The 9,754-nt window shown below is 63.2% G+C and carries 11 protein-coding genes; 6 read left to right on the forward strand and 5 right to left on the reverse strand.

The window, feature by feature from the left end; genetic code table 11:
* The first annotated feature begins 252 nt into the window (after window positions 1–252).
* The 3 genes from ACT4OC_RS17380 to ACT4OC_RS17390 all read left to right on the forward strand — a co-directional run bounded on the left by ACT4OC_RS17380 (window position 253) and on the right by ACT4OC_RS17390 (window position 1,907).
* Complete coding sequence (locus tag ACT4OC_RS17380) at window positions 253–831, forward strand: hypothetical protein (protein ID WP_444840251.1); 579 nt, start codon at window positions 253–255, stop codon at window positions 829–831.
* Between the two features lie 98 nt (window positions 832–929).
* Window positions 930–1,484, forward strand: a complete 555-nt coding sequence (locus ACT4OC_RS17385; RefSeq protein ID WP_444840252.1) for an inner membrane-spanning protein YciB — start codon at window positions 930–932, stop codon at window positions 1,482–1,484.
* 126 nt (window positions 1,485–1,610) lie between these two features.
* Window positions 1,611–1,907 (forward strand): hypothetical protein, encoded by a 297-nt coding sequence (locus ACT4OC_RS17390; protein WP_444840253.1) that lies wholly within the window; start codon window positions 1,611–1,613, stop codon window positions 1,905–1,907.
* A 5-nt stretch (window positions 1,908–1,912) separates the two neighbouring features.
* Here the strand turns inward: ACT4OC_RS17390 and ACT4OC_RS17395 are convergent, their stop codons facing one another.
* The 4 genes from ACT4OC_RS17395 to ACT4OC_RS17410 all read right to left on the reverse strand — a co-directional run bounded on the left by ACT4OC_RS17395 (window position 1,913) and on the right by ACT4OC_RS17410 (window position 5,755).
* A complete protein-coding gene (locus ACT4OC_RS17395) occupies window positions 1,913–2,605 on the reverse strand; it encodes a DUF429 domain-containing protein (protein ID WP_444840254.1) in 693 nt (230 codons plus the stop codon).
* Window positions 2,602–3,045: a MaoC family dehydratase gene (locus tag ACT4OC_RS17400; protein ID WP_444840255.1), complete on the reverse strand. Its 444-nt coding sequence runs from the start codon at window positions 3,043–3,045 to the stop codon at window positions 2,602–2,604. The genes ACT4OC_RS17395 and ACT4OC_RS17400 overlap by 4 nt, the downstream gene beginning before the upstream one ends.
* 132 nt (window positions 3,046–3,177) lie before the next feature.
* The gene (locus ACT4OC_RS17405; protein WP_444840256.1) at window positions 3,178–4,833 is read right to left on the reverse strand and encodes a fumarate hydratase; all 1,656 of its coding nucleotides are present in this window, start codon (window positions 4,831–4,833) and stop codon (window positions 3,178–3,180) included.
* Window positions 4,834–5,464: 631 nt separating this feature from the next.
* Window positions 5,465–5,755: a hypothetical protein gene (locus ACT4OC_RS17410; RefSeq protein WP_444840257.1), complete on the reverse strand. Its 291-nt coding sequence runs from the start codon at window positions 5,753–5,755 to the stop codon at window positions 5,465–5,467.
* A gap of 164 nt (window positions 5,756–5,919) precedes the next feature.
* Here ACT4OC_RS17410 and ACT4OC_RS17415 point away from each other — a divergent pair, with 164 nt between their 5' ends.
* Window positions 5,920–6,396 carry a hypothetical protein gene (locus ACT4OC_RS17415; protein WP_444840258.1) on the forward strand — a complete coding sequence of 159 codons (477 nt, stop codon included), beginning with the start codon at window positions 5,920–5,922 and terminating at the stop codon, window positions 6,394–6,396.
* 118 nt (window positions 6,397–6,514) lie between these two features.
* Window positions 6,515–6,874: a GFA family protein gene (locus ACT4OC_RS17420; RefSeq protein ID WP_444840259.1), complete on the forward strand. Its 360-nt coding sequence runs from the start codon at window positions 6,515–6,517 to the stop codon at window positions 6,872–6,874.
* A 92-nt stretch (window positions 6,875–6,966) separates the two neighbouring features.
* Here the strand turns inward: ACT4OC_RS17420 and ACT4OC_RS17425 are convergent, their stop codons facing one another.
* Window positions 6,967–7,674, reverse strand: a complete 708-nt coding sequence (locus ACT4OC_RS17425; protein WP_444840260.1) for a glutathione S-transferase — start codon at window positions 7,672–7,674, stop codon at window positions 6,967–6,969.
* Window positions 7,675–7,865: 191 nt separating this feature from the next.
* Between ACT4OC_RS17425 and ACT4OC_RS17430 the strand changes: the two genes are divergently transcribed.
* Window positions 7,866–9,754: putative bifunctional diguanylate cyclase/phosphodiesterase (locus ACT4OC_RS17430; RefSeq protein WP_444840261.1), on the forward strand; the 1,889-nt coding region annotated here is incomplete at its 3' end.

Consider the following 9,754-nt stretch of genomic DNA (forward strand, 5'->3'; position numbering starts at 1 on the left):
CGAGGCATCGCGCAGCGATGAACCCGGAATCCAGAGGTGATTGATCGAGATTCCGGGTTCAGCCCCACGGGCTGCCCCGGAATGACTGATTGGAAAGAGCGCGCCTCCACATCCGATCTATAAGGATCTGGTCTGACTGTCAGTTTTTCCAAAGATCACCTTATTTTGACACTGTAAAGATTTGGCTTGACGACTCTATCCGGTGCACCTACGGTATCTTTACGATGTAAAGATTTGGCCCAGGAGGCTGCCATGATGATCTTCCTGATCCTCGCCCCCTACGGCGCCTTCGCCGCCCTGATGCTGATCGCATCGGCGGCCGTCAGCCTGTTCGCTTCGGCCGCGATCTGCCTTGCAGTGATGGCCTTCGACATCTGGCGCGGACGCTCGGTCAAGATGCTCGGCGCCGGATCGGTCGCAACCTTCGGCGCCGTCGGCCTCTACGTTGCGCTGGTCGATCCCGCGCTCGGCGATTCCGTCGTGCGCTTCGCGGTCGATACCGGCATCTTCCTGGTGTCGCTGTTCTCGATCCTGATCCGCTACCCCTTCACGCTGCAATATGCGCTCGAGGTCACCGACGCCGAGACCGCAAGGCTGCCCGGCTTCATCCGCGCCAACTACGCGATCACCTGGGCGTGGACCGCGGCGATGGCGCTGATGATGATCGGCAACGCGGCGATGATCTACGTGCCGTGGCTGCCGTTCTGGGGCGGCCTCTTGGTCGCCTTCGCCGCCCGCAACTGCGCGATCTATTTCACCAGATGGTATCCGCAACGCCTTCGGGCCAAATACGGCACGCCGCCCGCAAGCGCGCTGCCCCGCCCGCAATGACCTGAAGAGATACCGCGCCGGATTTGCTTTCCCGACGCGGACCACCTATCCAAGCCGCCTCGGCGCGGCATTTTCCACAGGGTATGAGGAAACAGACGATGAAGGACGTATTCCGCCGGCTCGGCTCCGATTTCCTCTCCACCATCGTCTTCCTGGTCATCTATCTCACGACCGACAACGTCATCCTCGCAACCGCCATCGCCATCGTCGGCGCCGTCGGCCAGGTGATCTGGTCGCGCTACAAGGGCCAGACGCTGGGCTACATGACCTGGGCGAGCCTCGGCCTCGTCATCGTGCTCGGCGGCGCCACCCTCCTCACCCACGATCCGCGCTTCGTGCTGGCAAAACCCGCGATCGGCCATGCCGCGATCGGCCTCATCATGCTCAAGCGCGGTTGGATGCTGCGCTACATGCCGCCGATCGTCAGCGAGACCATTCCTGAATACGTCACCTTCGCCGGTTATGCTTGGGCCGCGCTGTGCTTCGCGCTCGCCGCCGGCACGATCGGCGTCGCCATGACCGGCGACATGAAGCTGTGGGCGTTCTATGTGACGGTCGTGCTGATCGGCGCGAAGGTCGCGGCGTTTGCGATCCAATACGTCGCCTTCCGCCTCTTGGTGGGCAACCGCCTGCGCGCTGCCGCCCGTGCCTGATTCATGGCGTATCGAATCGACGCGCGGGAAGGCCGCATCGATTTTTTCGGAACAGACCGTTGGGCTTGCGGGATGTAATGGGATATAACCCCGCGACTGGAAAACACACCTTCGGGGAGACGTGAAATGGCCGTGGACGGAAACTGGAACCTGACGATGAGCACGCCGATGGGCGAGCGCAAGGCGTCGCTGTCGATCAAGGCTTCGGGCGGTACGCTCACGGGCACCCAGGGCGCCGACGGCAATTCGACGGAAATCTTCGAAGGCACCGTCAGCGGCGACAACGTCGCCTGGAAGGTCTCCATCACCAACCCGATGCCGCTCACGCTCGCCTTCACCGGCGCGGTTTCCGGCGACAGCATGTCCGGCGAGATGGGCATCGGCCCGATGGGAAGTTTCCCGTTCACGGGGACGCGGGCCTAATCCGGCTAGAACCAGATCCGCATCGGCAAGCCGTGCGCATCAATGGGCGGCGCCCCCTCGGGGACGCTGCCCGCAGGTTTGCGGGCCGCAATTGCAACGGCGCAGGCGTCCAGCACATCGTCGATCTTTGCGCCGGAGCCGATCCGTCGATCGCTCAGCCAGCGATCGATATCCTGCATGCCTGATCGCTTGAGCAGCGCGCGACGCAGCCCAATGCCGCCAATGGATTTCTTCGACGGCAAGGGCTGGTAGCCATTCAGCCGTAGAAACACCAGTTCGGGATGAACCTCGCGAATATCGAGAGCGATATTTGCGCGTATGAACGCATCGACTTCCATGATCTTCGCGCCGAGGTGCCAGAGCTGGCGCGAAACCCGCTTCTGCCGGCGCCGTAACGCTTCCCTGTTCGCGCTGTCGGGATCGCCGTGCTCAAGCCACAACCAGCGGCGCGCACCGGTGAATACGCGGGAGGTATGCGGCCGCAGTTTCGCGCGCGCCAGCAGATCGCAGTCGCGTCCACCATCGTCGGTCATCCCGATCGGAATGTCGATCCCTGCCCTGTCGAATGGGCGCGACAGCGCTTCGCTGACATCACGATGAAAGGAGATTTCCTGCCGGTCGTCCTCAAGGCGCACTGCGACCCAGCCCTTGCTGAACCCATCGAGGCCGATAGCCCTACGGCACGCTTCCGCGTTCACTTCGGCCGGCTCGGCACAATCCCAATCGGATTGAAGGTGTAGACCGCCTCGCCATGCTGGTTATAGGCCGTCCATTTGATGCGGGCGACGCCGTGCGGCTTGGAGCGCGAGGGCACCAGCTCGACCAGCTCTCCTTCGAGATGAATGGTGTCGCCGGGACGCACCGGCTTCAGCCAGCGCAGGTCATCGACGCCGGCGCCGAACAACGGATGGGGGCCGAATGGCCGGGTGCTCGCGGCAAGCCGCATCGCAATCGCTGCCGTGTGCCATCCGGAGGCAGCAAGCCCCCCGAGAATCGAGTTCTTCGCCGCCTCCTCGTCGAGGTGAAACGGCTGCGGATCGTACTCTTTGGCGAAGCGGATGATGTCGTCCTTCGACACCGTCACCGCCTCGCTCTTGAAGCGCATGCCGACCTTCAGGTCCTCGAACCACTCGACCATGCCGTAAGACCTCTCGTGTCCCGGACGCGGTGCGGCACGCAGTGACGCGCCGCAGAGCCGGGACCCATGTCCCACGATGGCCCCCGGATCAGCAGCGCAACATGTCATGTTGCGCAGCATCCGGGGAACGCATCACCCCAGGTTCAATTCCTTGAAGAAATCGTTGCCCTTGTCGTCGACGATGATGAAGGCCGGAAAATCCTCCACCTCGATGCGCCAGATCGCTTCCATGCCGATCTCTGTATATTCCACCACATCGACCTTCTTGATGCAGTGCTCGGCGAGGTTCGCCGCAGCCCCGCCGATCGAGCCGAGATAGAAGCCGCCATACTTCTTGCAGGCCTCGCGCACCGCAGGCGCGCGATTGCCCTTCGCGACCATCACCATCGAGCCGCCGGCGGCCTGGAACTGGTCGACGAAGGAATCCATGCGGCCCGCCGTGGTCGGGCCGAACGCGCCGGAGGCGTAGCCTTCCGGCGTCTTGGCGGGACCGGCGTAATAGACCGGATGGTTCTTGAAATAATCCGGCAGCGACTCGCCCTTCTCCAGCCGCTCGCGCAGCTTGGAATGCGCGGAGTCGCGCGCGACGATCATGGTGCCGGTCATCGAGACCCGCGTCTTGATCGGATGATTTGACAGCGTCGCCAGGATTTCCTGCATCGGCCTGTTGAGGTCGATCTTGACCACCTCGCCGCCCAGCGTCTGCTCCACGGCGGGGAGATATTGTGCCGGGTTGTGCTCGAGCTCTTCGAGATAGACGCCGTCCTTGGTGATCTTTCCGAGCACCTGACGGTCGGCCGAGCAGGACACGCCAAGCCCGATCGGCAGCGATGCGCCATGGCGCGGCATGCGGATCACGCGCACGTCGTGGCAGAAGTATTTTCCGCCGAACTGCGCGCCGACGCCGAGCGACTGCGTCATCTTGTGGATCTCCTGCTCCATCTCGACGTCGCGGAAGGCGTTGCCGTCGGGCGAGCCCTGGGTCGGCAGCGCATCGAGATATCGCGCGGAAGCGAGCTTCACCGTCTTCATGCAGAGCTCGGCCGAAGTGCCGCCGATCACGATCGCCAGATGATAGGGCGGGCACGCCGCGGTGCCGAGGGTGAGGATCTTCTCCTTCAGGAACGCCAGCATGCGATCCCTGGTCAGCACCGAGGGCGTTGCCTGGAACAGAAAGCTCTTGTTGGCGGACCCGCCGCCCTTGGCCATGAACATGAACTTGTAGGCATCATCGCCCTCGGCATAGATCTCGCACTGCGCCGGCATGTTGTTGGCCGTGTTCCTCTCCTCATACATCGACAGCGGCGCCACCTGCGAGTAGCGCAGATTGCGGCGCAGATAGGCATCGCGGGCGCCTTGCGACAGCGCGGCCTCGTCGTCGCCGTCGGTGATGACGTTGCAGCCCTTCTTGCCCATGATGATCGCGGTGCCGGTGTCCTGGCACATCGGCAGCACGCCGCCGGCCGCGATATTGGCGTTCTTCAGGAAGTCGAAGGCAACGAACTTGTCGTTGTCGCTGGCTTCCTTGTCGTCGAGGATGGCGCGCAGCTGCTTCAGATGGCCCGGCCGCAGATAATGGTTGATCTCGCCGAAGGCCGCTTCCGACAGCGCCCGCAGCGCCTCGCGCGACACCACGACCATGTCGCGGCCGAGCACTTTTTCCACCCGCACGCCCTCGCCGGTGATCTTCTTGTAGGGCGTCTCATCCTTGCCGAGCGGGAACAGCGGGGTGTGCTTATACGGCGGTACGGGCTTGGACTGGTCGGGAAAGGCGGTCGGGGCGTTCATGGCGGCTTCTCGGGGTTTTGGGGCCGGAGCGGACCGAAAGCCGGCCCCGGGGATAGAGCCGTTCTAAGCATTTTTGTCACAAAAGGAAGGGATATGGACCCTAAAGCAACGTCCGGGCTTCCCCTCGAGTGATCTCTAGCCCCGCGGCTGAAATAGCAGGAGACTTAGAAATGCCAGTCGCTCTGGCTGAGTGGCGCTGTTGAACCGGCCCCAGGCCGCTCGGGCCTTGGATATCGCGAGCACAGCATCCGATCTGTTCATACGGATCATGACATCGTAATCGGCGGAATGCCGCTTTTCTTGCAAATCCTCGACGGCCGCGGCGAACGAAGTGATATTTGGGCCAAATCCTGCGGCGGGAGTGTAGCGTTTGAACTTGCTAGACGGTGTCGGCTTCTGGACCTCCTCGCACAACTTCCGAAGCCAGCCATGATCCACACTGCGATAGGCCAGACCATACCTGCTTTCGTCACGATTGGAGCTTCCGACAAACTAATCGGCCGCCGCCGCGACGGCTGCGTGAAAGATTGCGTAATACGCTGCCAAGATCGCTCGTCTGATGTCCACTTGACGCGGACGTCCTATTTGAGGGGTTATCAATTTGTCAGCCTGCTCAAACAGGTGATCTGGATTAAGGATCGCCACCTGCCTCAAGCTCTTCCTGGGTTGCGTATTCCACGATCGGGAAACGCTCCTCGCCTTCTCGGCGCAGGCGCTCCTTTATCCCGACAAGGGTATCCAAGGCCGCGTCGCCCGTGATCTTTGTCTCGGCGCCGGGCGTGATCACAATCGTAATTCGAAGCGCATCATGCCCCTCCGAATCAACGGCGGCACTGCTTGAGACCGACGAGATATTGGCGCTGGTCAAATTTGCCGTGGCGACCTGCCGGGCGATATCTCGTATTTTCTTTTCATCCAGCATTGTTGGATTCACGCTTACATCGTGTCCTTCGGAAAACAATATAACAGTTCGCACGCCACAAATCATCCCTTTGCCTTGACAAAAGCTGCGCCGTTGTAGCCAAGATCAACAGCTTGCGCCCACCCTTTTCCGACGCTTCAATAGGCCCAAAGGGGCATCATCACATGACTTCACGACGACCGTTTCGCCGACCGATCTTTCTTGCCGCGGCGCTGGCGCTGCTGGCGACATTGGCTGCCTCCCCCGCCCGCGCCGACCGCTGCGACGACAGCGCGAAGGAGCTGACCAACAACGTCGACAAGCTCAAGGTCGCTTTCAAGGCCCGCAACACCGTCTACATGAGCCATCCGCTCGCCAAGGAGCTGTCGGTCGCCTGCCGCGGCGACAAATATTCGATCGAGCTCTACGCCAAGGGCGAGCGCAAGCCGAAGCCGGAATTCTTCACCCTTGTGGGATCCATGGCCGCGGTGGTCTTCACCATCCCCAAGGACGACGCCATGACCGGTTCCTCGCGCTGCCTCAAGCGCATGGGCATCTTGCGCGGCGACAAGGTCACCATGCGCTACCGCCGCCTCAACATGGAATGCCAGCGCACCAAGACCGAGGCCTCGATCGCGATCACCCGCGGCAAGGACGAGTAGCCGCGAGTTCCACCGCGGCCTCGAAGAGCTTGCCCTGGCCGCCCGCCTATGCGGCCATGCTGACTATCCGGTGCGTGTGCGCTATCGTCCGCCGCCCGGAGTGTGATGAGGAAAGACGATGGCCGACAGCAAGACGTTCACCGGCGGATGCCATTGCGGCCAGGTGCGGTTCGAGTGCACCAGCGACCTTGCCATGGTCACCGCCTGCAACTGCTCGATCTGCACCAAGAAGGGCCTGCACTTCACCTTCATATCGCCGAAGAGCTTTCAGCTCCGCGCCGGCGAGGAGAATCTGAAGGAATATCTCTTCAACAAGCACGCCATCCGTCACCAGATCTGCATCGACTGCGGCGTCGAGGTGTTCGCGCGCGGCAGCAAGCCCGACGGCACAGAAGTGGTGGCGGTGAACGTCAGCTGCTTCGACGGCGTCGATCTGTCGAAGATCAAGATGACGCCGGTGGATGGACGGAGCCGGTGATAACCACCGTCATTGCGAGCGCAGCGAAGCAATCCATATCTCCGCTTGCGGAACTATGGATTGCTTCGTCGCTTCGCTCCTCGCAATGACGCTTAACCATCCAGCTCCTTGTACCTCCGGAATATCCCCTCCTCATTGAAGGGAATCCGCCGCTCGCTTGCCAGATACGCCTTGATGTTCGGCCGCGCGGCGACGCGGTCGTGCAACTCGACGAGCCGCGGCACCTCGCGCTCGAACGCCTTCATGCGCTTCGGAAACGCGTAGCGCAATCCGGCGACGATCTGGAACAGCGAGAGGTCGACATAGGTCGCCCTGCGCCCGGTGATGTAGGACCCGCCGCCCTCCTCCATCAGCCCCTCGAAATAGCCGAGATATTTCGGCACCCGCTCCTTCCAGAATTCCTCGGTGCGCTTCTTCGCCGGCTGCCGCTGGTCCTCATAGTAAAGCGAAGGCCCGAGCGGATGGTGGGTGTCGTGGATCTCCAGCACGAAGTCGGCGATGGTGAGCTGCAGCTGGTGCACCCACAACTTCCCGCCCTCCGCCTTCGGAGCCAGGCCATGGCGGCTGCCCAGATAGAGCAGGATATTGGCGGTCTGCCCGATCACGAGCTTGCCTGCTTTCAGGAACGGCGGAGCAAAGGGCGGCGTGCCCTTGCGCGCCTCCGTCATCCGCATCATCGCCGCCATGCCATCGCCACGGCGGGCGACGTCGTCATAGGCGGCGCCGGCATCTTCCAGCGCCAGGCGGACATATTCGCCGCGTCCCTGGATCATCGGCCAGTAGTAGAGCGCATATTTCATGGGCGTTTTCCCGCTCTGACAGCGTTAACAAACCGACAACAGCGCAACCGGCGCGGCCGGGCCATCGCCGCATTCAATCAATTTCAACGCTAACAGGCAAAGCCCTGCGTCATTTCAGCTTGCAAACGGGCCGCCGCACAACCCTTTTAACCGCGCCCGCGTAGCTTTCCACGTCCGCGGGGGGAAGCGTCATGCGTGAGATCGGCTCCTACGCCTTCATCTATCACCAGCTGCTGGTGGCGGTGGCGGGTAGCGTCTGCCTGTTCGGCACCTGGGTCGGCATGCGCCATTTCGCCCGTGCCCGCGCCACCGAAGGGGTGACCCGCACGGGCTGGCTGTTCATGGCCTCCGTCGGCACCGGCGCAGCGCTGTGGGCCGCCATCTTCATCTCCATTCTTGCGCTCGATCCGCAGCTTATCAGCGGCTTCGAGCCGGTCGCCACCGCTATCGTGCTCGTCATCGCCATCGTCTCCTGCCTGATCGGCTTTACGATCGGCAGCCGGCATTTCACGCTGGCGCCGGAAGCCGGCGGCCTCGTGATGGGCGCCGGCATCCTCGCCATGCATTTCGTCGCGGTGCGCGGCTGGCATGTCGCCGGCACCGTGAGCTGGAATGCCTACGGGCTGGTGCTGACCTTCCTGTTCGGCCTCGGCCTCAGTGCGCTGGCCGTCAACCGCGCCAACCGCCCGGTGACGCGCTGGTGCCGCCATGGCGCGGCGATCGTGCTCGCCTTCATGGTCTGCACCCTGCACTACACAATGATCGCCTCCGCCACCGTCACGCCGGACATGGCTGTAACGGTGCCGCACTGGCTGATCCCGGCATCGACGCTCGGCGTCGCCGTGATCGTCGCGGTGCTGCTGGTGATGGGCTCGGGCTTCTCGACCTATGTCATCGACCTGCGCTCGCGCACGGAATCGGCCGACCGCATCCACCAGCTCGCGTTCAACGACAGCATGACGGGGCTGCCGAACCGCATCGCCTTCAACGAACGGCTCGCCTTCGACGCCGCCGAAGCGCACGAGAAGGCGCACAAGCTTGCCGCCTTCTCCATCGACATCGACGGCTTCAAGGACGTCAACGATTTGTTCGGCCACGCTGCCGGCGACCTGCTGCTGATCGAAGCTGCGAACCGGATGCGTGGCGCACTTCGCGCGGGCGAGTTTCTGGCGCGGCAAAGCGGCGACGAATTCCTTGGCCTGCAGATGTCCGGCAACCATTCGCAGGACGCGCAGGCCTTTGCCGAGCGCATCGCGGCGGTGTTCGTCGCCCCGTTCACCGTGCAGGACCAGCCTGTCAGCCTGACCGCCTCGATCGGCTACTCGATCTTCCCGATCGACACCCGGGATCGCGACCATGCGCTGAGCAATGCCAAGCTCGCCATGCACCGCGGCAAGAGCAAGCAGCGCGGTCTGATCACCCGCTATGTCAAGGAAATGGACGACAAGGCCCGCGCCCGCCGCGCGCTGGCGCGCGACCTGCAGGGTGCTGCCGGGCGCGGCGAGCTGCTGCTGCACTACCAGTTGCAGACCACGCTGCACGACGGCAGAATCTGCGGCACTGAGGCGCTGATGCGCTGGCATCATCCGAAGCGCGGCATGATCTCGCCGGCCGAGTTCATCCCGCTCGCGGAGGAAACCGAGGCCATCGTCGGCATGGGCGAATGGGCGCTGCGCACCGCTTGCCGTGACGCCGCCGGGGGCCATATCCCCGGCACGGTCGCCGTCAACCTTTCGCCGCTGCAATTCGCCCGCGACGACCTCGCCGAGACCATTCACGCCATCCTGCTGGAGACCGGGCTGTCACCGAAGCGGCTCGAGGTGGAGGTCACCGAATCCACGGTGATGTCGGACCAGACCCGCGGCCTGCACATCCTGCGCAAGCTGAAGGCGAGGGGAATTTCGGTGGCGATGGACGATTTCGGCACCGGCTATTCGTCGCTGGCGACGCTGCACGCCTTTCCGTTCGACAAGATCAAGCTCGACCAGTCCTTTGTGAAGCGCCTGCCGGAGGATGCCGCGGCTGCCGCCATCGTGCGCACGGTGCTGGCGCTCGGCGCAAGCCTCGACATTCCCGTGCT

This window comes from Bradyrhizobium sp. (assembly GCF_052389815.1).
Taxonomy (GTDB): domain Bacteria; phylum Pseudomonadota; class Alphaproteobacteria; order Rhizobiales; family Xanthobacteraceae; genus Bradyrhizobium.

Bases quoted from the DNA above. Each gene is read 5' to 3' on its own strand.
- ACT4OC_RS17405 (WP_444840256.1), bottom strand. From the start codon at position 4,833: ATGAACGCCCCGACCGCCTTTCCCGACCAGTCCAAGCCCGTACCGCCG.
- ACT4OC_RS17425 (WP_444840260.1), bottom strand. From the start codon at position 7,674: ATGAAATATGCGCTCTACTACTGGCCGATGATCCAGGGACGCGGCGAA.
- ACT4OC_RS17380 (WP_444840251.1), top strand. From the start codon at position 253: ATGATGATCTTCCTGATCCTCGCCCCCTACGGCGCCTTCGCCGCCCTG.
- ACT4OC_RS17420 (WP_444840259.1), top strand. From the start codon at position 6,515: ATGGCCGACAGCAAGACGTTCACCGGCGGATGCCATTGCGGCCAGGTG.
- ACT4OC_RS17390 (WP_444840253.1), top strand. From the start codon at position 1,611: ATGGCCGTGGACGGAAACTGGAACCTGACGATGAGCACGCCGATGGGC.
- ACT4OC_RS17415 (WP_444840258.1), top strand. From the start codon at position 5,920: ATGACTTCACGACGACCGTTTCGCCGACCGATCTTTCTTGCCGCGGCG.
- ACT4OC_RS17410 (WP_444840257.1), bottom strand. From the start codon at position 5,755: ATGCTGGATGAAAAGAAAATACGAGATATCGCCCGGCAGGTCGCCACG.
- ACT4OC_RS17400 (WP_444840255.1), bottom strand. From the start codon at position 3,045: ATGGTCGAGTGGTTCGAGGACCTGAAGGTCGGCATGCGCTTCAAGAGC.
- ACT4OC_RS17385 (WP_444840252.1), top strand. From the start codon at position 930: ATGAAGGACGTATTCCGCCGGCTCGGCTCCGATTTCCTCTCCACCATC.